General features: G+C 46.0%; 13 protein-coding genes. 5 read left to right on the forward strand and 8 right to left on the reverse strand.

Features of this window, described 5'->3' with window-relative positions; genetic code table 11:
* The first annotated feature begins 569 nt into the window (after positions 1–569).
* A complete protein-coding gene (locus QUB33_RS12655; protein WP_333350866.1) occupies positions 570–6,278 on the forward strand; it encodes an AAA family ATPase in 5,709 nt (1,902 codons plus the stop codon).
* A 249-nt stretch (positions 6,279–6,527) separates the two neighbouring features.
* Here the strand turns inward: QUB33_RS12655 and QUB33_RS12660 are convergent, their stop codons facing one another.
* From QUB33_RS12660 to QUB33_RS12690, 7 genes are all read right to left on the reverse strand, one after another.
* Positions 6,528–7,601, reverse strand: a complete 1,074-nt coding sequence (locus QUB33_RS12660) for a M14 family metallopeptidase (protein ID WP_333350869.1) — start codon at positions 7,599–7,601, stop codon at positions 6,528–6,530.
* 256 nt (positions 7,602–7,857) lie between these two features.
* A complete protein-coding gene (locus QUB33_RS12665; protein ID WP_333350871.1) occupies positions 7,858–8,673 on the reverse strand; it encodes a DMP19 family protein in 816 nt (271 codons plus the stop codon).
* Positions 8,674–8,946: 273 nt separating this feature from the next.
* Positions 8,947–10,533, reverse strand: a complete 1,587-nt coding sequence (locus tag QUB33_RS12670; protein WP_333350873.1) for an NAD(P)H-quinone oxidoreductase subunit 4 — start codon at positions 10,531–10,533, stop codon at positions 8,947–8,949.
* A 469-nt stretch (positions 10,534–11,002) separates the two neighbouring features.
* The gene (locus tag QUB33_RS12675; protein WP_333350943.1) at positions 11,003–13,048 is read right to left on the reverse strand and encodes an NAD(P)H-quinone oxidoreductase subunit 5; all 2,046 of its coding nucleotides are present in this window, start codon (positions 13,046–13,048) and stop codon (positions 11,003–11,005) included.
* A 213-nt stretch (positions 13,049–13,261) separates the two neighbouring features.
* Entirely contained in the window at positions 13,262–14,710 is a 1,449-nt protein-coding gene (locus tag QUB33_RS12680) for a Tic22 family protein (protein ID WP_333350875.1), read from the reverse strand.
* 116 nt (positions 14,711–14,826) lie between these two features.
* On the reverse strand, positions 14,827–15,204 hold the full coding sequence (locus tag QUB33_RS12685) for a thioredoxin family protein (RefSeq protein ID WP_333350877.1): 378 nt from the start codon (positions 15,202–15,204) through the stop codon (positions 14,827–14,829).
* A gap of 45 nt (positions 15,205–15,249) precedes the next feature.
* The gene (locus QUB33_RS12690) at positions 15,250–15,963 is read right to left on the reverse strand and encodes an NnrU family protein (RefSeq protein ID WP_333350879.1); all 714 of its coding nucleotides are present in this window, start codon (positions 15,961–15,963) and stop codon (positions 15,250–15,252) included.
* A 236-nt stretch (positions 15,964–16,199) separates the two neighbouring features.
* On the opposite strand from QUB33_RS12690, the gene QUB33_RS12695 reads away from it, so the two are divergent.
* The 3 genes from QUB33_RS12695 to QUB33_RS12705 all read left to right on the forward strand — a co-directional run bounded on the left by QUB33_RS12695 (position 16,200) and on the right by QUB33_RS12705 (position 20,550).
* The gene (locus tag QUB33_RS12695) at positions 16,200–17,204 is read left to right on the forward strand and encodes a LysR family transcriptional regulator (RefSeq protein ID WP_015174889.1); all 1,005 of its coding nucleotides are present in this window, start codon (positions 16,200–16,202) and stop codon (positions 17,202–17,204) included.
* 139 nt (positions 17,205–17,343) lie between these two features.
* Entirely contained in the window at positions 17,344–18,789 is a 1,446-nt protein-coding gene (locus tag QUB33_RS12700) for a protein kinase domain-containing protein (RefSeq protein ID WP_333350882.1), read from the forward strand.
* A gap of 87 nt (positions 18,790–18,876) precedes the next feature.
* A complete protein-coding gene (locus QUB33_RS12705) occupies positions 18,877–20,550 on the forward strand; it encodes an asparagine synthase-related protein (protein ID WP_333350884.1) in 1,674 nt (557 codons plus the stop codon).
* Between the two features lie 524 nt (positions 20,551–21,074).
* Here the strand turns inward: QUB33_RS12705 and QUB33_RS12710 are convergent.
* The gene (locus tag QUB33_RS12710; RefSeq protein ID WP_333350945.1) at positions 21,075–22,079 is read right to left on the reverse strand and encodes a zinc-dependent alcohol dehydrogenase family protein; all 1,005 of its coding nucleotides are present in this window, start codon (positions 22,077–22,079) and stop codon (positions 21,075–21,077) included.
* A 91-nt stretch (positions 22,080–22,170) separates the two neighbouring features.
* On the opposite strand from QUB33_RS12710, the gene QUB33_RS12715 reads away from it, so the two are divergent.
* On the forward strand, positions 22,171–23,403 hold the full coding sequence (locus QUB33_RS12715) for an RNA-guided endonuclease TnpB family protein (protein WP_333350886.1): 1,233 nt from the start codon (positions 22,171–22,173) through the stop codon (positions 23,401–23,403).
* Positions 23,404–23,530: the final 127 nt, after the last annotated feature.

Below are 23,530 nucleotides of genomic sequence, written 5' to 3' on the forward strand. Positions count from 1 at the left end.
TACAGACCAGGTTTTCAACTTAGCGACGATCGCGCGCTCAAGTCAGTCAGTCATGGTTAGCACACTCTTACAATAGACCTCTTAAAAAAGTAGGCAAGGCGATCGCGACCTGTACACTGTTAAGAGCAACGCTCGCGCCCGGTCGAATTGGTACAAATAGGTTGTAGTAGGATGTATAATCCTAAGTTGGAATAATTCAGGGTGAGACAGATAATGAGCTACTGGGATGTAAAAAACCTGAGTTCTCACAACTATTAAGCGTCTGTTCGGAGTACGTCCAGAGAGCTTTAAACAGATGGTTTCTAGAGCGCGATCGCAGAATTTCTCAGGATGCGCTTATCCAAGCGCCAATTCTGGGTTTTCCAACTCTAGCACAGGTATTATATTTATAGTTAAAGATTAGACCATAATGCACTTTAGCATTGAATGAGCGGACAAATATTGGCACTTGCTAACAATCTGATGCTCTGCTCTTTTAATTTTTCCCAACAGGCGATCGAACGTCGCTGTCTCAGGTTCCCATCCATCAATTCCCCACCCGAATAATCCGACACCTCGAAAAAACGAATATGAAAACCACGCTGCCCGGTTACAAACTTTTATCGTTGCCCCTTCATGAAGGTGTCAATACAGTTATTTATCGCGGGGTTAGGGAGTCCGACCTAACTCCGGTTGTAGTAAAAACCCTCAAACCCGAATATCCCACAATAGAAGAAATCGCACGATTGAGGCATGAATATAAAATTCTCAAAACTCTGAACCTAGCCGGGATTATCCAAGGTTACTCTGTGGAAGAGCATAATAACGGTCTGGCGCTGATATTAGAAGATGTTGGAGGAGACTCCCTGAAAAAGCTAATCACGGCTAAACACCTTGAAATCAACGAATTTCTGAGTCTGGCAATTCATCTAGCAGAGACCCTAGCTCAACTGCATGAAAATAAGATTATTCATAAAGATATTAAACCGCAGAATATTATTATCAACCCCAAAAATGGTCAAATAAAAATTATCGATTTTAGCATTGCCACGCACCTAGAGCGAGAAAACCAGAGCCTCAGCAGTCCCAACTTGCTAGAAGGCACCCTTGCCTATATGTCCCCAGAACAAACCGGGCGGATGAATCGATCAATTGACTACCGCACCGACTTTTACTCATTAGGTGTCACCTTTTATGAAATGCTAACTGGAAAGCTGCCCCATCAAGCCACGGATCTCCTGGAATTAATTCACTGCCATATCGCTAAAAGACCAGTGCCGCCCCATCAGCAAATCGGTGAGATTCCCCAAGCAATTTCTGATATTGTAATGAAATTATTAGCCAAAACTGCTGAAGACAGATACCAAAGCGCTAGGGGGCTAAAAGCTGATCTAGAAATATGCCGTCATCAACTGCAAACGCAGGGAAAAATTGCCAACTTTCCAATCGGTAAGAGGGATAAATTTGGACAATTTATCATCCCGCAAAAGCTCTACGGTCGCGAGCAAGAAGTAGCGACTTTGATGGCAGCTTTTGAGCGAGTCTCCGGCGGAAACAGCGAAATGATGCTAGTGAGCGGTTACTCAGGGATTGGCAAATCTTCCTTAGTGAATGAAGTTCAAAAACCGATTCTCAAGCAGCGCGGGTATTTTATCTCCGGTAAATTTGATCAATTAAAGCGAAATATTCCTTATGCTTCTTTGATTCAAGCTTTCGCCGGCTTGATGCGGCATCTGTTAACAGAAAGTTCGGAAAAACTAGCCATTTGGAAAGAGCAACTCTTAGAAGCTTTAGGCTCAAATGGCCAAGTCATAGTAGATGTTATTCCCGAAGTCGAACTGATTGTCGGCCCTCAAGTATCTGTTCCGCAATTGGGGGCCTTTGAATCCCAGAATCGCTTTAATCGCGTGTTTAAAGAATTCATTCATGTATTTACTAAACCCTCACACCCGCTCGTCGTATTTTTGGATGACTTACAGTGGGCAGATTCGGCATCGCTCAAGTTGATTGATTTGCTGATTTGTGACCCGGACAGCCAATATTTACTGCTGATGGGAGCCTATCGAGATAACGAAGTCAGTCCGACCCATCCGTTGATGCTGACCTTGGAGGAGATTCAAAAGAATGGGGCGGTTGTAAATAATATAATTCTCCGTCCTTTGGATATTAGCAACGTCAGCTTGCTGGTAGCAGATACCCTCAATGAGTCTTCCGCTCTGAAAAACCGGGTTTCTGAATTGTCCGAGCTACTTTTCAATAAAACGCAAGGCAATCCTTTCTTCTTGACTCAGATGTTCGCTACTCTGCATCAAGAAAAGCTATTGACCTTTGATTTCAGTGCTGGGTGCTGGCATTGGTCATTAAACCAAATTCAAGCAGTAGGGATCACAGATTATAATGTCGTCGAACTGATTTCCAGAAATATTCAAAAACTCCCGGAAGAGACGCAGGATGTCTTAAAGTTAGCCGCCTGTATTGGAGACAAATTTAATTTAGAAGTTTTGGCTATTGTCAATGAAAAATCTCAATCGGAAACGGCGGCTGATTTGTGGCAAGCACTTCAGGCTGGCTTGGTTTTGCCTTTGAGCGAAGCCTACAAAATCCCTCTCGTTTTTACCTCCGATGAAATGAGCAGGGAAGTACAGGAGAGAATAGCTCCAGATTCTCCTCTGCTATCATCCTCACCTGCCCCTTTGCCTTACAGCCATCACGGGCCTATCGCTTACAAATTTCTCCATGACCGGGTGCAGCAAGCGGCGTATTCTCTCATTCCGGAATTTCAGAAACAACAGACCCACTTTAAAATTGGTGAACTGCTACTAGAGCATACTCCAACAGAGGAGATTGAAGAAAATATCTTTGAGATTGTCAATCAGTTAAATGTTGGGGCTGACTTCATCACCAATCAGGCAAAAAAAGATCGTCTAGCCCGATTAAATTTGATAGCTGGTCGAAAAGCCAAAGCAGCGTCAGCTTATGAAGCTGCTGTCACGCAACTAAGAGTAGGGTTAGAACTCTTGGCACAAAACAGTTGGCAGAGTAACTACGATCTGACACTAGCACTCTATGTAGAAGCGGTGGAAGCGGAATATCTTAATACCAATTACGAAAGGTCAGCAATTCTTGCTGAGGTTGTTCTGCAACAAGCCACCACCTTGCTCGAAAAAGTGAAAGTATACGAGCTACAAATCCAGTTTTATATGGCTCAAAATCAGATGTTAAAAGCCATTGATACTGGGCTGCAAGTGCTGGATATGCTGGGTGTTACCTTGTCAAATGACGAGGGTAACGGGGGTTTTCTGGTGGAGTTGCCAGATATCGCCGACTTAGACAATATCCCAGAGATGACAGACCCTTACAAAATAGCGGCTTTAAGTATACTGACTTTTCTTACTTCTCCGGTTATTACTGCTAATCCCGCAATTTTGCTCCCACTTGCAGTGACGTTGGTTAAAATCTGCATGGAGTATGGCCATTCCTCTCTTGCTGCTTTTGCGTATGCTTTTTATAGTATAATACTGTGTTCGGTAATAGGGGATATAGATGCCGGATATCAGTCTGGTAACTTGGCCTTAAAGTTGTTGAATAAATTTAATGCTAACTCGCTTCAATGTAAAGTTAATCAATTATTTTATGGCTTTGTTATACACTGGAAAGAGCCAGCTAAAAAAGCTTTACTCCCCTTACTGTCAGCGTTTCAAAGTGGACTGGAAACTGGAGATATAGAATATGCTGGTTATTCTGTTACTGTCTATTGTGCGAGCATATTTTTGACTGGGGAACGATTAGACATTGTAGAAGAGGAACAAGAGAAATATAGTGATGTAGCGCTCAAACTAAAACAAGATTATTCTATCTATTACATCCAGATATTTCACCAATTGACGCTAAATCTTCAAAATGAAACTGAGGTCACAAGTCACTTGGTGGGCACAAGTTTTAATGAAACACAAATGCTGCCTGTTTTTATTGAAACTAACAATAGGATTTTGCTGTTTATTACTTATCTAGCCAAGACAATTCTATTATATCTCTTTAAGGAACCAAAGAATGCCGTTGCCAATGCCAGTTTAGCCGCAGAACACCTAGTGAGCGTGATTGGAATGGTAGTTACCGCTCCTCACAACTTCTATTATTCCCTGGCTCTACTCGCTGTTTATCCTCAAGCTTCACACGCCGAACAACAACAATACATCAGCTTAGTTGAAGCTAATCAAGAAAAAATGCAGAAATGGGCATTTCATGCCCCGTCTAACTTCCAGCATAAGTACGAATTAGTGGAGGCGGAGAAAGCGCGGGTATTGGGAAAGATTGGAAAAGCGATGGAGTATTATGACGCCAGCATTCAAGGAGCCAGAGAACAGGGATATATTCAGGAAGAAGCCCTAGCTAATGAACGGGCAGCCGAGTTTTATTTCTCTCGCGGTCGGGAGAAGATAGCGGAGGTTTATTTGACGGATGCTTACTATGGCTATATTCGCTGGGGAGCGAAAGCAAAAGTGCAGGATTTATCAGAAGAATATCCTGAATTCTTCTCGCGAATACTGACGAAAGAAGCCCCCAGCTTCGACGTATCACGGACGACGTGCTCGACGACTACTGGGAGTTTTGCAGCACTGGATTTCGCCTCTGTCATGAAATCTTCTCAAGCTATTTCTGGCGAAATTGTTCTGGAAAGTCTGCTTTCTAAGTTATTGACAATTGCGATTGAGAATGCTGGGGCTGAAAAAAGCTACTTAATTTTAGAAAAAGATGGTCAACTGGTGGTAGAAGGGACGGCAAGCATAGGTAATAATGAGGTAGTGGTGCTGCAATCGACACCAATAGAAACGAGCCATAAATTGCCCTTTTCTCTCCTCAATTATGTGGCTAGAACTCTGAAGAATGTGGTTTTAAATGATGCGAGTCAGGAGGGAATTTTTACCAGGGATAGCTATATAGTTAACGCCCAACCCAAGTCAGTTTTATGTATGCCTATCGTCCATAAAGGAAAGCTCATTGGTCTGCTTTACTTGGAAAATAATCTGACAAGGAGTGCGTTTACTCCCGATCGCCTGGAAGTTTTAACCGTGCTTTGTTCTCAAGCGGCGATTTCCTTGGAAAATGCGCGACTCTATGCCAATTTGTCTGAGGCGACTGACAACCTGAAACAAGCCAATGAGCAATTAGAAGATTACAGCCGGACTTTAGAACATAAAGTGGAAGAGAGGACGCAGGAATTACAGGAAAAAAATCTGCTCCTGAGCCAGGAAATTCGCGATCGCGTGCAGGTAGAGCAAGCTCTGCGACTATCAGAAGCGCAATTAAAAAAACAAGCCGAACAACTAGAGCTTTCTTTCCAAGAACTCAAGCGCACCCAGACCCAGCTAATTCAGACTGAGAAAATGTCCTCCCTGGGACAGATGGTGGCCGGGGTGGCCCACGAAATCAATAATCCGATTAACTTCATATATGGCAACCTAACTCACGTCAAGACTTACAGTAAAGACATACTAGGACTGGTGAAACTCTATCAAGAACAATACCCCCATCCCACAGCAGCGATTGTTGAGGATATTGAGGCAATCGAATTAGATTTCTTGATGGAAGACTTACCCAAAGTGCTGGATTCGATGAAGGTGGGGGCAGACCGAATTCGCGAAATTGTCCTCTCCCTGCGAAACTTCTCGCGACTGGATGAAGCGGAAATGAAAGAGGTCGATATCCATGAAGGCATCGATAACACGCTACTGATTTTGCAGCACCGACTGCAAGCCAAATTAGACCAGCCTGCTATTCAAATAATTAAAGAGTACGGCCCGCTGCCGCTGGTGGAGTGCTATGCCGGCCAACTGAACCAGGTGTTTGTAAATTTACTGGCGAATGCGATTGACACTCTTCATGACCAAAGGGGGCCGCGCACGATCGCAATTCGCACCTCAGTGGGGTATGGGGAAGAAGAAAAATCCCCGATTTCTAATCCCCTCCTTGCGGAAAGCTCTACATTTTCTTCGGCTGAGGTGGATTCCCCCAACCTCGGCCCGACCCGCAAAGCTCCCCAATTTGTTGTGATTCGCATTTGCGACAATGGCCCCGGTATGACAGAGGAAGTGAACCGGCGGCTGTTCGACCCGTTCTTCACGACGAAACCCGTAGGGAAGGGCACGGGTCTGGGGCTGTCAATCAGCTACCAGATTGTGGTAGAAAAACACCGTGGACAGTTGAAATGTGTTTCTCATCCCGGTCAGGGAGCAGAGTTCATCATTCAGATTCCTATTAGGCAGGACTATCAAAAATTGGCTTTGCAAAGCCAAACCTGATGAGTAGTTGTTATTGCTATTTCCAGTGGGATCTGAGTAAAAGCTGCAATGCTGTTATGCAATTAGTAAGGTGCGTCAGAGCTTTAAACCATCAATAACCAGTCGAGAAACTTACCTGAAGCACCCTAAAAGTTAATTTGAGTAGACCCCGTGGCGTCCATTACTGTCAGACGAAAAACTAAAAGAGCGATCGACCCACTGCTAATTTTGAAGTATTGGGTATTGCGATCGCTTACCGTCGCAACTCCTTCAGTCCATCAAGGCTCGTTTACACACATCAAGTCCTTGAGTTAAGCATTGTTCTCGCCACTTGCGAGATATGGGTGCAAACATTTCTACCAACTGGTCTTTTGTCCATTCATAGCTCTGGTCTGACTTACCCCACCAGTAAGCACGATTCTCCGCCCGCAATGCCTTCAAGACTTGAATCGTTGAGTAAGTGCCAAATTCTGCGGTTAGTAAATCATAGCGACATTCTGGTAGAAGAGCTTGGCACCAAGTTTTTAATCCACCGCGAATTGGATATGACACACCTTCTGTACTGTTCGGTTCTATTGTTTCTGCTCCAAATCGTTTAGTTAGTCTTGAACAAGATTCTGATGTTGCAGAGGCGTCAAGCAAAAGCTTATAAGTTCCCCAGCGTCCTAAACCTGTGTGGAAATCAATATGCACTACCTCTGAAACATTACCAATCCATTGGGGCAAATTGCTAGCTAGAATCTCTTGAGTTTTGGATGCAGCATGACCACCAAAAAAAAGTCCCTTTGGAAAATCGTATTGCCCTACAGGAAAAGTGTTTCTCAAACTGGTCATTCCATATCTCAATATCAGCCATATAGCTTGAATAATATAAGGTTCAAATCGTGAGGGAGGTAAAGTTGGATTTAGAAAGGAATTGAATTTAGGATAGTTTTTTGGGCTGCCCTCAAAAACGTCTTCAGATAATAAAAAGTTACGGTTTAAGTCTATGTTATTTTCATTCCAACGTCGTCGCCATGCAAAACCATAAGGATTCAGAGCATGAATAAGTACAACTTTAATATCAGGTGACAACGATGTGAGAAGTTGGTGCTTTTCTAACAAGGTAAGTTGGATTGCCGAACCCAAAAAGCCTTCTACTCCATGCAAGCCACTAGAAATGACTACACATCGTCGTGGGTTGAAAGAACCACCGATCGCCACATCAATAGTTAATTCTTCACCAGTTGGACTAACCCGATCAATTGGATAGGCTGTCTGCTGATAACCCAAAGATGAAGATGCTGATCGAAAGCGCTCTCGTGCAGTAATGTAGTTGGGTGAAAATGCTTCTGAATAGCTCATAAATCTTCATTACCCACCAGTAACCTTACAATTATGCCTGGAAAGATAACTCACATGGCATAACTATTAATTATACTGTAGTTGCGGTCTAACACTTCGATCGCCCTTAACAAAGATCGCACTCTTGGCTTAACAATAACGCTTTGCCGTTCGGTTAGTATTCCCTTTTATTTTAGCAAGTATAGAAATAAGAACAATTAAGAGTAAAGACAAAAAAAGATAGTGCCTCAACCTAACTATTAATTTGGCTGCATAGTTATACCACTACCAGCTCTGCAATCTGTTCCTTGGACTTTCCAGAAAACATCATTGCCTTCCCGTCAGCCTCCACCATGAAGTGATGCCCATTGTCAGTAATAAAGTGCCAAGCGAGTATTCTTTTGCCACCGTACTCATTCATAGTATCGCCTGCCGTAACGCGCTCAAGCGTATGGCCGGCTGCATCGCACAAGGCTCGTATTAGTTTAATGTATCTCGGCTCGGCAGCACGGGTCTGGGCGAGCCGGGCCTCGCGATCGGAAATACTCAATGCTCGTCGAGTGACTTCCTGTTGGATTCGATCTTCTGGTACAACAATCAGGCCGGGGCGCGCTTTTAACCAGTTAGCATTTAATCGTTCGAGACTCTCTTCTTGTGCGATCGAATAAAAGTCCTCATTTATGCCATTTAGCCTGTCTCTCTCAGCATTTTCGCCGAATAACTCACTCGAAAAGAAGGATGCTAACTTTGTCTTTCGTGCTGTAACCAGCGCCTCTCCTTTTGCAAAAAGATCGGTATGTTGTGTCGCGCCGATTTGCTGAAGGCCTTCTTTAACTAGCGCGATGACCGCAGGCTGCCACCTTGTGTTATAGACAAACTGAGCAAAACCGCCATTATTCACCTGCCCGAGGTAGTAATCAACGTAGTAACTGAGGAGTGCGTCGTGAGAAATTTCTGATAGATTCAGAAGCTCTTCAAATAGTGCATTCACAAAGTCAATATTTGATTGGATCGTCGCGCGGATATCATCGCTATTCATGCTTTCTGCTGAGAGTACGACCGCATCTTTCGAGCCAAGTATGTCGTCACTCATTTTTCCGTCTCCCTCTTAGGCTAGAACTTTTTATGTTGCTCAACTATTAATTATATTGCAGTTGCAACATCGAATATAGCCTATCATGCTCTTTTATGCTTTTTGAGGAACGACAATACTCAAAATCACATCAGCGTTCATCTGTGTTTATCTGCTGAAATCTGCGGTTTAAAAATCCCAATCTAATCGATTTACTTTGATCCGGTATATAGAAAACCCCCAAACCCTTTTAAAAATAAAGTTTGGGGGTTTTCTTGCTAAATCCAGTTCAAATCACAACTTGCTCGGCTCGATCGCCGGAGCACGCAGAGACAGAGTTTTATCCGTAGCACCCTTAGCCACAAGCGACGGCACAGAATCGCGCAATTTTGCAGTCAACTGTACAGTGGTCGCATCGTAAACCTGAGTCAGCATCTTCGGATACAAACCAATGCCAATAATCGGCACTAACAGAGCCGCAATAATAAACACTTCTCGCGGTTCCGCATCCACCAATTCCTCGTGTTCCGACAATTCCTTATTCTCAGGCCCGTAGAAAATCTCCCGCAGCATCGACAGCAGATAAATCGGAGTCAAAATCACCCCGACAGCAGCTAGAAATACCACGCAAACCTTAAACACTGGATTGTAAGCATCGCTGGTGGCAAAACCTACAAACACCATTAATTCTGCTACAAAACCGCTCATTCCCGGCAAAGCCAAGGAAGCCATAGAACAAGCAGTCCACATGGCAAAAACCTTACGCATTTTCTGCCCCACACCGCCCATTTCGTCGAGCATGAGCGTGTGAGTACGATCGTAAGTGCATCCTACCATAAAGAACAAACTCGCCCCAATTAAACCGTGGGAAACCATTTGCAGCATTGCACCGCTGGTTCCCAAATCGGTAAACGAAGCTATCCCAATCAGCACAAAGCCCATGTGCGAAATGGAAGAATAAGCAATTTTTCGCTTCAAATTTCGCTGAGCAAAAGAAGTTAATGCCGCGTAAACAATGTTAACCACACCCAAAATTACCAAGATGGGCGCGAAGGTAGCGTGAGCATCTGGGAGCATTCCCGCATTCATCCGCAGTAAAGCGTAACCGCCCATTTTTAGCAGAATTCCTGCTAGCAACATATGGGCGGGTGCGGTTGCTTCCCCGTGAGCGTCAGGGAGCCAAGTGTGCAGCGGAAAAATTGGCAGTTTGACGCCGTAAGCTATTAAGAAACCTGTATACAGGATCAATTCTACATTGGGGGCGTAATCTTTCGCTGCGATCGCCCGCATATCAAAAGTCACCGTATCGCCGTAAAACGCCATCGTCAGCCCGCCAAGCAAAATAAACAGCGAACCGCCTGCGGTGTAAAGGATAAACTTAGTTGCTGCGTAAAGGCGCTTCTTGCCGCCCCAGATGGACAAAATCAGGTAAATCGGGACTAATTCCAGTTCCCAAACCAGGAAAAACAGCAACATATCCTGCACGGCAAAAACTGCGATTTGGCCGCCGTACATTGTCAGCATCAAAAAGTAAAAAAGCTTCGGTTTAAATGTGACAGGCCAAGCAGCTAAAGTAGCCAGCGTAGTAATAAAACCAGTCAGCAGAATCAGCGGCATTGATAAACCGTCAGCACCCACCGACCAATTCAAATCGAGTTGCTGCACCCAAGTATAGCTTTCTACCAGTTGCAAATCTGGATTGCTGAAGTCGTACTGAGTGTAAAAAGCGTAAACAAGTAGGGCAAAATCGATCAAACCCACAATTAGGGCATACCACCGCACCGTCTTGCCATCCTTATCGGGAATTAAAGGAATCAGCAAGGACGCAGCAATGGGAAACAGAATTGTTGTTGTTAACCAGGGAAAGTTAGCTGTATCCATTGCGTTTTAAAATGATCCATCAGTTATTAGGTTTAAACACATTTTGGCAATTTTAGCCTAAATTTTATACTTTCTTTAGACGGAACATTTTTTTTTGCTATTATTTGGACAATTTATGCGATCGCAACAGTGAATTTTAATGAAAGATTTATTTCTATTTGCTAATTGTCAATTGTGAGTTCTTGAGCTAATACCAGTTCTTAAAATATCTTCTGGTGGGAAATGGCATTGCCCATTGGTGTCAACTTAAGCCGATCATCTGCAATTCCGCGAGTCCGCCAGGGGTTTCAACCCCTGGCTAATAGCGAAAGTCCTCTTGCATAGGACTAATGATTTGAAAAGTGTTTTTCTCAGTCCTCATAGCGAGGACTTTAGCTTTGAGACAGGGAATTCATTCCCTGTCGGACTGTCGGACTATCGGTTTTACCTGTTTGTTGGCACTAAAAGGCACTCCCATTTCCCTACAGATTTAACCGACTCCAGAAACGATCGCAAAACCCAGAACTGCGACAAACACAATCAGGGCATAAAATTGAGCGCGACCGCTCTCAAAGTATTTCAAACCTTCGCCGCTAACCAGGGTGATAAGCCCTGTTAAGTTGACTACACCATCGACGACTCGCAAATCCACTTCCATGACTTGCCGCGCTAAACGGCGGCTGCCTTTGACAAAGAGAAAATCGTTGATATCGTCGAGATACCACTTGTTGAGGGAGAAGTCGTAAAGCGGTTTGATTTTTTGGGCGATCGCACTTGCGTCAATTTTACGGCTCAAATACATCAGAGAAGCCAAAGTAATGCCCAGCAAAGCAATACCTACAGAGCTTCCGCCCATAATCAAAAATTCCGTCAAATTGAACTCAGCAGCGTGTTGCAAAACTTCTTCTAGAGACTCGCCTGGAGCGCGAACAAACTGCTCGAAATAATTGGCAAACGGCGTACCGAGAAAACCGATAAACACAGAAGGTACTGCCAGCAAGACTAACGGCAGAGCCATTGTCAGAGGAGATTCGTGAGGCAAATGGTCGTGCTCATCGTGACTGTCGCCAGTTGATGCCAATTCCTTAACGTTCATCGCTCCCGGGCCAAAAACAACGCCGGGTTGCAAGAGTTGCCGCTTGATGGCGCTGTCATTGCCCCGGAATTCGCCCTCAAAGGTGCTGAAATACATTCGGAACATATAAAACGCGGTCATCCCGGCCGTCAGCCAGCTAACAGCCCACAAAGCGGGATTTGCTGCGAAGGCGCTGGCGAGAATTTCGTCTTTTGACCAAAAACCAGCAAACGGCGGGATTCCGCAGATTGCCAAATTTCCGATTAAAAAGCAAGCAGACGTAATGGGCATATATTTCCGCAAGCCGCCCATGACTCGCATATCTTGAGCGAGAGCGGGGTTGTGGCCTACAACTGCTTCCATCCCGTGAATCACTGAACCCGAACACAGGAACAGCATTGCTTTGAAGTAAGCGTGAGTCATCAAGTGGAAAAGTCCGGCACTGTAAGCGCCGACGCCCATTGCCATCACCATGTAGCCGAGTTGGGAGATGGTGGAGTAGGCTAAGCCTTTTTTGATGTCATTTTGGGTAATCGCGATCGAAGCACCCATAAATGCGGTAAAACAGCCAGTACAGGCGATCAAATTCATGACGGCCGGCAGCCCTTCAAACACCGGGTACATCCGAGCGATCAGGAATACGCCGGCGGCTACCATTGTCGCGGCGTGGATCAGAGCCGAAATCGGTGTCGGGCCTTCCATTGCATCTGGCAACCAGACGTGGAGGGGGAATTGAGCGGATTTTGCTGCTGGCCCCAAAAATATGAGGACGCCGAAGATTGTCGCCAGAGTCGCCGAAAGAGCACCGGATTCGACTAATGAGTGCAGGCGTTCGCCCATCACCTCAAATTCAAAGCTGCCGGTGGCCCAGTAAATGCCGAGAATGCCCAGCAACAGGCCGAAGTCGCCGACGCGGTTGGTGACAAAAGCTTTTTGGCAAGCGTCAGCAGCGGGTTTGCGATCGTACCAAAATCCGACTAGCAGGTACGAACACATACCTACCAGTTCCCAAAAAATGTAAATCTGAACGATGTTCGGGCTGATTACCAGACCCAACATCGACGCGCTGAAGATGCTCAGGTAGGCGTAAAAGCGCACGTACCCGTCATCGTGAGCCATGTAGCCGTCGGTGTAAATCATCACCAAAAAGGCGACCGTCGTGACGATCGCCAGCATCACCGCCGTCAGCGGGTCAATGATATAGCCCATATTCAGCGAGAAGTCGCCAGCAGAAGCCCACTGAATACTGCGGGTGTAGGGTGCGTGGCCCTGTAGTTGACTCCACAGCAATGCGAAAGAGAGTACCATTGACCCTCCGAGTGCGGAGACGATTAATATCGCATTCGCTTGTCGGAGTTTGTTGGTTGCCTGGTTAAAGGTGATTAAGCCTAGACCTACTAGCATTGCGCCTGCCAGTGGCAGGACAGGAATCAGCCAAGCATATTGATAAAGCAGTTCCATCACTGATAGGTAGTTTAAAGTTTCTACTAGATATTGCCAAAACTGTAAACAATTGTGACACACGCCTGCATGAACGGGCATAAATGCTTGATTTTTTTTGAAGTATGCCGAGTTGGGCGCGTTATCGATTTGGGTTTTTACAAGTTAATGTCCCAGAAATCCCACCCGGACAGGGGTCGGGATGAATCAATGCACCGGAGCGCTCGATCGCTATTACCCCAAGTTTAGAATCGAATCTGTAGTGGATGCGATGAATGTGGCACTGCGAACCGTTGCGGGTTCTGCATTTAAAACATTGGCTAAAATGTCGCCATTAGCTAACAAAATTAGCGTGTTTGCACCCTCGGAATTGAAATTGAGGTCATTAAGAGTGATACTGCCTGCGATCGCAATTCTATCCCCTTGATTTAAATCGGTAATTCGATCGGCAAAATTGGCATTTCGCACCCCTGCATCACCATCTATTTTGATAATAAAATTATCTATTTCGCCGCCGCCAGTAAGAATGTCAAAACCTGCATCGCCTAGCAAAAAATCATTGCCTTCGCCGCCGTTGAGAGTATCATTTCCTCTACCTCCCCGCAAAAAATCACTGCCACTTCCGCCGTCTAGACTATCATTATCTTGACCGCCGCTGAGCAGATCGCTGCCATCATCTCCGAAAATTAAATCGCTGCCTTTGCCACCCCGCAGCAAGTCGCTACCAGCGCCGCCGCGCAGCACATCATTTTCAGTATTCCCATTAATTAAATCATCATCTGATGAACCGCTCACGGTATCGTTACCGTCTAAGGCTCGCACGCCGCCAGGAAATTGAGTCGCACTGTTTGGAGGTATTTGAAATAAATCATTGCCAATAGTTAAGTCAAAAAAACCTCCGCTAGCAGATGCAGTCAATAACTTATTAAAAACGCTCAACTGCTCAAAGTCTGTGATACTTCCAGGAAGCTGCCGCACAAATTCCCGCGACTCCCGCGACGGAATCAAAATCAATTGGTTCAAGAACGCGTCGTCCTCAGTACGCAAAGTTTCCAAAACCCTCTCCAAGTTCACCACCTCAATCTTAATTGTGGCAGTGAGATTCGGCTGCTGCTGCTGGAAGCGCTCCACCAGTTCCTGCAGTTCTTCCTTGTTAAAAAACAAGGGAATCACCTCTTGCTGGTTGCGCTGAATCGTCAAATAACCATTTTCCGGGCCACCTCTTGCCAAAAACAGAGGTACACCGTTGAACTCGTTAACCTGCTGACCAGTCTGCTGAAGTACAGTTTTAGCCAACTGCACCTGCTGCGGAGCCGGAACGTAAGAAAATTGGATCTCCTCCGGCTTGCCTTTATTTGCTTGAGAAAGCTGGTAAATTTCCCCTAGCGACACCGGCGTCACGCGCACGGAGGCCGCCAACTGAGGGTTTGTAGTTTTCAGTTGATCGATAAAAGCTTGAGCATCCTGCTGGCTGATAAAAATTCCTGCCACTGAATCATTGCCGCTTTGACCCTCACCTTGTTTGGGAACAGAAGCGATCAGGGGCGCACCCTGAGCGTCTGTAATCGTAAACACCGGCACCGAGCGCAGCTTTTCGTCAATTTCTGTATTAGACAGTGCTAATGCTTCGAGATTTCCCGCTTCCGAGGCAGCGGGCAAGTCAACCTTAACTAAATTAGACATGGTGGTATTAACACGTGTTAAATTCGTTAAATCTTGTACTTACCGGCACCATAGCTGTTATATCCCCGAATTTTTTAAGAAGTCGGGGATATAACAGCTATGGGACTTAAATAATGTTACCTGTTGACTACTTCCTGAAGTTGCAGCCGTTGAGATGGGGAAGCTACGTGAGCCGCGAGCATCCAGGAATCCAGAGTCCGCCGCAGTTCGTCGCGTCCTTGGTAGTCTTCAAATCTAAATCGAACTTTATCGCCCTCAAACAAAATCAGCGTGGGCAGACTTGTCAGCCGATAAGTGTGGGCCAACTTGAAACATTGATCGGCATTCACCCCAACCAGCTTGACTTTTTCTGCCCACTGTGCCTCAAAAGTCTTAAGCGTGGGGTCGATCGCGCGGCACAAACCGCACCAAGGAGCCGAAAAGTGAACTAAAACGGGGGTAGAGGCTTGAAACACCTCTTGTGCAAAAGTGCGTTCGCTAACCGACAACACCATGAGCCCTCAAAATTTAATAATTTTTTTTCTATCCTAGGGATCATGCTACCAGTATATGTTCCTAGTGACACGCATCAAAAAAGGATGAATTTCCCACAGCAAACCAGTAAAAATGACTACACCTAGATAGGAAGGGCGCAGAAACTCAAGCAAATCAAGGGTTTGACGCTTTTGTAGGATTGCCAAAAAAGGAATAATTGAGGTTCGAGATTTGATGGTTTCAAAGGATTCTCCAAAACGAGCCTGAAGCCGCTTGTCGCCGTGCCACACTCCGAACAGGTGGTGAAGTACCAAACCGATGGAAGTGACGAGGGTAAAGCTAGTGCCAATCCACAGGGTGTGGGCCACGCACCAAATCACCTGTCCCACCATTTGCGGGTGACGGGTGATACGAATGATGCCAGTTTCGTAGAGGTGAACTTGGGGCTTTTGGACGGCGGCAATTTCTAGGAGGTTGAAAGTTGCTGGGTAAAGAAACAGAAAGGAAATTGCCGAAAGTATCCAAACTGCGGGTTTAACTCCGGGGACGCCCTGTACTTGCCAAAGCTGTACGCCGTCGTAGCGGTGGTTGAAAAAGTAGACAATCAGAATGACGGCTAGCGGCAAACTGACAAGGGCAAAAAAAACGCGGTAAAGTCTCGGCCCGATTAGCTTTTCACCTTTGGGCCGGAGGGCTGCTAAACCGCTGTGGGCGATCGCAAAAACCAGTAACAGACCCAGAATAACTAAGTGGGAGTCGAGCGCCAAGTCGATCGTCATTGCAAATATTAAGAAAAGTTATTGATTCTCGGCCAATTTGTGTCACAAAGTATCTATGGGAGCATTCAGCGGTTATCAGTCAGTTAACTGTTCACTGTTCGCTGTTGACTGTTGACTGTTCGCTGTTCGCTGTTGACTGTTCGCTGTTGACTGTTCGCTGTTTGCTGTTCGCTGCCTACAGTCAACCGTCAACCGTCAACTGACAACTGACAACTGACAACTGACAATTTAGATATATGTCTGACCTTCCTTTCACTTTAGACCAGTTACGCATTCTCAAGGCGATCGCCTCTGAAGGAAGCTTCAAACGCGCCGCGGACAGCCTCTATGTATCCCAGCCAGCAGTTAGCTTGCAGGTACAAAACTTAGAGAGACAGTTGGACGTGCCGCTGTTTGACCGGGGGGGGCGGCGGGCGCAACTGACCGAAGCCGGACACCTGCTGCTGAGTTACGGCGAGAAAATTTTATCGCTTTGCCAGGAAACTTGTCGAGCTCTGGAAGACTTGCAAAATCTCCAAGGCGGTACTTTGATCGTCGGCGCTTCTCAAACAACGGGAACCTATTTGCTGCCCCGGATGATTGGGATGTTTCGCCAAAAGTACCCGGATGTAGCAGTACAGCTTCACGTTCACTCGACCCGCCGCACGGCGTGGAGTGTGGCAAACGGGCAAATCGATTTGGCAATTGTTGGCGGAGAGATTCCTACCGAACTTGTAGAAGCTTTAGAAATTGTTCCTTACGCTGAGGACGAACTGGCTTTGATTCTTCCTCCGTCTCACCCGATGGTACAACAAGAAACTATCCAAAAAGAAGACCTTTACAAATTGCAGTTTATATCCCTCGACTCGCAGTCTACGATCCGCAAAGTAATCGATCAGGTACTGACTCGCTGCGGCATAGACACGCGCCGCTTGAAAATAGAGATGGAACTAAATTCGATCGAAGCCATTAAAAATGCCGTTCAGTCGGGGCTGGGAGCTGCTTTTGTCTCGGTTTCGGCGATCGAAAAAGAGTTGCTCATGGGCGTCTTGCACAAATCTCAAATGGACGAAGTTTTGGTAACTCGAATTTTGTCGCTGATTTACAACCCCAACCGCTACCGTTCTAAAGCAGCAGAGGCTTTCAGCAATGAAATTTTGCCCCAGTTTGCTACTTATTCGACCATCCTGGAGAAGAAAGAACCCCCGGCGCTCGATTTGGGATTCATAGAAATAGCAACTCCCAACTCGGCGGGAAGTTAATCTCTTAGGTCGCTGGCAGTTAGCAGTTCGCGGTTAGTTGAGAAATCGAAATTTGGTTTAACCATCACTTTTTCTTCATTCTTCCCTTTTCATTCTTCCCTCTTCCTTCTTCCCTCTTCCTTCTTCTTAGCAAACAAAAATGGAAGTTTACTGCACCCGACCGGGCTGCCCGCGCCCTCAAAACTATTTTCCCGACCTCGATGACAGTTCGCGGCTGAAAACGGTGCAGCAAAAGTTTTGCACCGCTTGCGGGATGCCCATGATTTTGAGCGGCCGCTATTTGCCCGTGAGGTTGTTGGGTCAAGGCGGTTTTGGGGCGGCATTTTTGGCCAGAGACCGCTATACTCCCGCGATGCGGCAGTGCGTTGCTAAACTTTTGCAACCGTCGGTAAGTCTGACTCCGCCCCAGCTAAAAATCGCTCAAACTCTGTTTGAACGGGAAGCGGCGGTGCTGGAAGAACTGGGAAACGAACATTCCCAAATTCCGAGTTTGCTGGCTTTTTTTGAGCTGACTGTTACGAGTTTGCAGCCGGGAAAAAACGATCAGTTTTTCTATCTGGTTCAAGAATTTATTGACGGTATAAACTTGGAGGATGAACTAGCTGTTAAAGGCAGGTTTTCGGAGGCGGAAACGGTGGAGGTGCTGCGGGAAATTTTGAAGGTTCTCGATTTTGTACACTCTCGCGGTTCGATTCACCGGGATATTAAACCTGCTAATATTATGCGGGGTAAAAATGGTCGGCTTTATTTATTAGATTTTGGGGCTGTTAAACAAGTAACACAAAGTGTTGGGAGTGCAAAAGCTTCGACTGGTATTTATTCTTTGGGTTACGCTCCGCCAGAACAGATGAGCGGGCAAGAAGTTTATCCGGCAACGGATTTGTATGCTTTGGCTGTGACTTGTATTACTTTGCTGAGCGGTTTGCAGCCGACGGAGCTTTTTGAGAGTTACAGAAACGAGTGGAATTGGCAGTCGCGAGTGCAGGTAAGTTCGCGTTTGGCTCACGTTCTCGATCGAATGTTATTATCAGCTCCCAGCCAGCGTTTTCAATCTGCGAGTGAGGTGGAAGCGGCTCTGATGTCTCGGCCTCAACAACATTCTCAACAACCTACAGTCGTGGTGGCGCCGCCTCCGATACCTCTTCAACCGACTCTGCCTCCTCCTGTACGGGTTCCTGCAACACCTCCAGGAGGGCTGCAACCTTCGCAGAGAGCGACTTTTTCGATTTGGGAGGTTTTGTCGGGGGCGGCGTTTACGGGTTTTGAGGGAGGGGTGCTGGCGATCGCCCTGACGAGTTTGTTGCCCTCTCCTGGCTTGAGTATCGGATTGTTGGGGATGATTGTGGCGGGTTTGATTTACGGGCAGTACCGCAGGGCGATCGAACAAACTGAGATGTTGATTATTGGCGCAGGTACTGTGGCTTTGCTGTGGTTTTTCCCGGCTTTGCAGACGGCGGCTGTTGCGATTTATCCGAATTCTCCGATCACTGGCGTGTTGTTTGTGGGATGGTTGGGTGCTTTGGGTGCGATCGCTGGAACAGCTATTTTTCGCTTGATTTATAAGTTACTTTCAAACGTTTTTTAATGTAATAGTCATCTCCAGAAAAGCCTGTTTTGAACAGGCAAGATGCCTGTTCCACAATAATTAATTATGGGAGATGTCTAATTTAAAATGCACACTCAGAAGTCTATCTACCCTAATTGGGTCATTGCTTGGGGTCCCGCAGCCCGATCGCACCCTGCAACTTGGGAAACTTCCGGTTTTGCCATAATCGGAGCTGAACCCACCTTCAGCCCCAATCAGCGATTTGTGCTGGTAGGTGACTGCTGCTTCGATCGCACTCCAATGCTCAAACAACAGATTGATACAGATGGATTGACCGATTTGGCGATCGTCGCGCGGCTGTGGGAGGAGTACGGTACTAAAACACTGAGTTTGCTGTCAGGACAATTTGCCCTTGCCGTGTGGGATAGAGACGAGGAAACCTTGTGTCTGGGGCGCGATCGCGTTGGAGCCAAAACCCTCTATTACACCCGTGCAGGAACGACTCGCTGGATTGCGCCCCGACTGCGATCGCTCAATCCGTATCACGATCGAGAACTGGATTTAGTTGCTTTGCGCGACTACTTGTGCTGTGCCTTTGTACCCGGAGCACAAACGCTGTGGGAAGCCGTGCGAGAGTTGCGGCCCGGTAGCTATTTGTACTTACCGGATATTGACGCGCAGAGATACTGGCAGCCACAGGAGCAAATTACTAACGCCGATCGCCCTTTGGAATGGCACAGTCAACAAGTGCGATCGCTTTTGGAACAACTGGTGCAGGAAGCGCTACCAGCGGGAGAACCAGTCGCAGCATATCTTTCGGGTGGTATTGATTCAAGTTGCGTCGCGGCGATCGCCACCAGGCTGCACGATCGCCCGGTACACACTTTCTCGATGCACTTTGGCGCTCAATATCCCAGCGAGATTGAATTTGCCAACATCGTCGCAGCACATTGTGGCACTGAGCACCACGTTTTGGAAGTTTCGCCAAAGCAAATTTGGGAGTTGCTACCGGAAACGCTGGCGGCGATGGATGATCCGGTGGGGGAAGGCTTGACGGTTCCCAATTTGCTGTTGGGGCGATCGGCAAAGCAATTCGCAGACGTGGTACTGAATGGCGAAGGTGGCGATCCGTGCTTTGGCGGGCCGAAAAATAAGCCGATGTTACTCAATAGTTTGTATGGTTCGATTCAGGGTAAAGCCGATCCGATCGCAGCTTACTTGACTTCGTTTCAAAAATGCTATGTGGATTTGCCACGTTTGCTGAAGCCGGAGGTTTGGGAAAATGTGAAGAATGCGCCTTCCGTCTTTGCTGAGGAATTGCAACAGACAGAAACGACGTTTTTGAATCGGCTGATGCGGCTCAACATTGAGTTTAAAGGAGCCGATTACATTTTGACCAAGGTAAATAATCTCACGGCTGCGGCGGGACTAAAAGCTCGATCGCCTTTGTTTGATGCGCGGATGGTGGCACTGAGTTTGCAAATTCCGCCAGAGTACAAGCTTTCGGGCGCGCAGGAAAAAGCGGTTCTCAAGGCTGCTGTGGCGGATTTGCTGCCCGATGTCATTGTCAACCGTCCGAAAAGCGGCATGGTGATGTCGATGCAGCAGTGGTTTTTGAGGGATTGGCAGCGGCAAGCGCGATCGTTGCTGCTGAATCGTCATGCGGCGATCGCGCCTTACCTCGATCGAACACTAATCAGCGAGTGGCTAAACTATCGTGGCGAAGTTTTTCCCCGCTATGGGCTGAAGCTGTGGCTGCTGGTGACGCTGGAAATTTGGTTACAAGTAAATCGCCGTTAGTTACCCCCAATTAGGGTACGGGGCCGTGCCTTTCGTCGTGTCAACTTCAGCAGTTGATCTTCAAATTTCTCGATCGAAAGCGGCATTTTCCCTATGCGGTTTTTGCTCTTGTTTATAGAAACCATTTGACATCTTTTAGGCTGCCCGCCTTTTAATCATCAGCGTAATAATATGAATTCCGGTTGTATCGGAATGATTAAACCGCAGAGGGCGCAGAGGATACAGAGAAACGGAAGAGACAGATGAATCATTCCGATGCCAACGGATTTGATATAAAACCAAGATTCACCTTGGTCGTTGAATTAGCCAGAACTCTCTCAAAATTATTAACCAGGATTTTGCACTTTTCTCTCCAATAATTTCATATCATGTCCGATCGATTAAGCATAATATCCCGGTCGAGGCGAGTTTTTGAGATTGTCAATTATTGGCAGGTCTTCATGGTGAACCCGCCCTACAAAAATCGCGGTTCCTCGACCGGATATGATATCAGTTGTGAATTTCTTATTTAAGCATCCGCATTTTTAACCCCCAATTTCAAGCACTATTTTACCGGTTACTGAGCCTGTTTCTAACAGTTCGTGAGCGGCTTGCGCTTCTTCGAGAGGGAAAGTTTTGCTGACGTGAATTTTTAGCAAGTTGCGATCGCACAAACGAGCACACTTCTGCAAAATATGAGCCTGCTGTTCCTGTTCCTCCACCAAACCTTCTAGCATCGGGGTTAACATTAATTCCAGACTAATTCTCAGATTCCGCATTCTCGCTGTTTTCAAATTGCCCAAAGCTGGATCGGGTTCCAAAATTGTTACCAAATCTCCATAAATCTTCACAGCAGGAATAGTTTGGTAAAAAGTTTCTCCCCCGACTGTATCGAAAGCCAAATCAACTCCTTGTCCTTGAGTCCAAGTCAAAACCTCATCGACAACATTGGTATTTTTGTATAAAATAACTGAATCTGCACCTAAGTGCTTGACAAAATTGGCTTTTTCCGCAGAACTAACAGTCGTGCAAACCTCTGCCCCCTGCAACTTCGCCAACTGTACCGCGACGTGGCCGACACCGCCGGCACCAGCTTGAACCAGCACTTTTTGGCCGGCTTGCAAGCGCCCTCGATCGTACAGCGATTCCCAAGCTGTAATTAAAACTAACGGTGCCGCCGCCGCCTCCACAAAACTTAAAGCAGCAGGCTTGAGGGCGAGAAAGCGTTCGTCTACAACGGCAAACTCAGCATAAGTACCGATCGACCCGCCCAAACCGCCATTGCAGAAAAAAACCTCGTCTCCCACTTGGAAACTTTGCACACCAGCACCGACAGCCTCTACGACTCCAGCACCGTCGCACCCCAAAACGTGAGGAGCTTTATCGGGGTAAAAAGTGCCGCGCGATCGCAACTTAGTATCGATCGGATTGATACCCGCTGCTCGCAACCGTACCAAAACATCCGTTTCTGTTTGTATAGTGGGGGGGGGGATATCTTGCAGCTTCAATACGGACGGGCTTCCGGGCGTTTGAAAAACGATCGCTTTCATCATGGGTGTTACACTAGATCGGATAATCCCTAGACTTTATTGTATATTGCTTAGCAAAGCAACAAAAAAAATTTCGTTTATCCCAAAATTTATGATTGTTGTTGAAAGGCCTTACATAGATGGGCAGCATCAGTTTTATAAACAGTTTGATGACTTATCGTTTCTGTCGATAAATTTCTACTATCATGGTCAATATTATATGAGGAAACACTTTTTTACTTCTGGAGATCGAGTTGGTAGTACCAGAATTATCAGACAGTTATCTTCCCTCTTAGAACCTACAGACAGCTCTCAATTATTTCCTGCTAAAATTAGCAATCAAGTTCTCAAACAACTTATTTACGATAGAAAGGATTGCCAAAAGTCAATAATAGCTTATGAGCGAGAGCTACCTCGATTTTCATGTCTCCCCTGCCTCCCCCCATACCAACATAAAATCTGGGGAAGTAAAGTGTTCGTGCATGATAACCAATCACTAAAAAAAAGGGAACATTACAAAAACAATGAACTCCTTCATTTATCTCAAAATGACACAATTATTTCTACAAAATCTCCAAATGCAATCAAAATAAGGAGAGGTTTTACAGCAGCAATATACTTTATTGAGGTTGCCAATCAAAAGCCTGTAACGTTGGTGTATTTAAATTACCACTTCAGACCAAGTATACATTTAGGGATTGATAACCTCGTAGTTTTGGCATCCAATAAGCCAACAGTTACTCCACCTATCTATGATAAAAAAAATCTCAAATCAATTAATCAAGGTTTCAATCAGCGCCGACCATTTTTACAGTCAAAACTTGACCGGGGAAAATCTACAACGCGCCAAATCCAGCAAATCACCTTTAATCGCAACAAGCGATTAGAAAACTACCTTCCTCAAACCACAAGTTTGATTATCAAGCGGTTGGTGGGTGAGAAAAAAAATCAGTTAATTGTTGGTACAAATGTGAGGTATAAACAAAATCTAAAATTACAAAAAAAGCATAAGAGATTTGTAGTAATTACTCCTACACAGGTCATAAAATTTATTACTTACAAAACTGCGTTATTCGGTGTCAAGGTAATAGTTAGACAAGGATCTTATACAAATAAGCGCAGGTTTTGGGATTTAGAGCCGGTCGGTAAGCAAGAGTCTTACCAGGGTAAGAGAGGTAAACATGGGTGGTTTAGGTTTTTCAATGAAAGCCGAATTAATGCTGATGTGAATCCAGCGTTAAATATGATTATAAAAGTAAACGCAAACTCACCCTTAGAGGAGTGCCACAACCGTATATATATGTCTGCAATTTCACCTGTACGGGTTGATCCTGTACGGAAATAACCACAAAAAGTTCGGTAATGCCAAGTATTGCCCGGTTTTTTGTGAACTGTTAACTCTCTTGTCGCCTTCAGGGCGATCTGACCTTGTATTCGTTACCCATCCGTGGCGATACTTAGTTATTTTTAAA

Origin of the sequence: Microcoleus sp. B3-A4 (assembly GCF_036705385.1) — a bacterium.
GTDB lineage: Bacteria > Cyanobacteriota > Cyanobacteriia > Cyanobacteriales > Microcoleaceae > Microcoleus.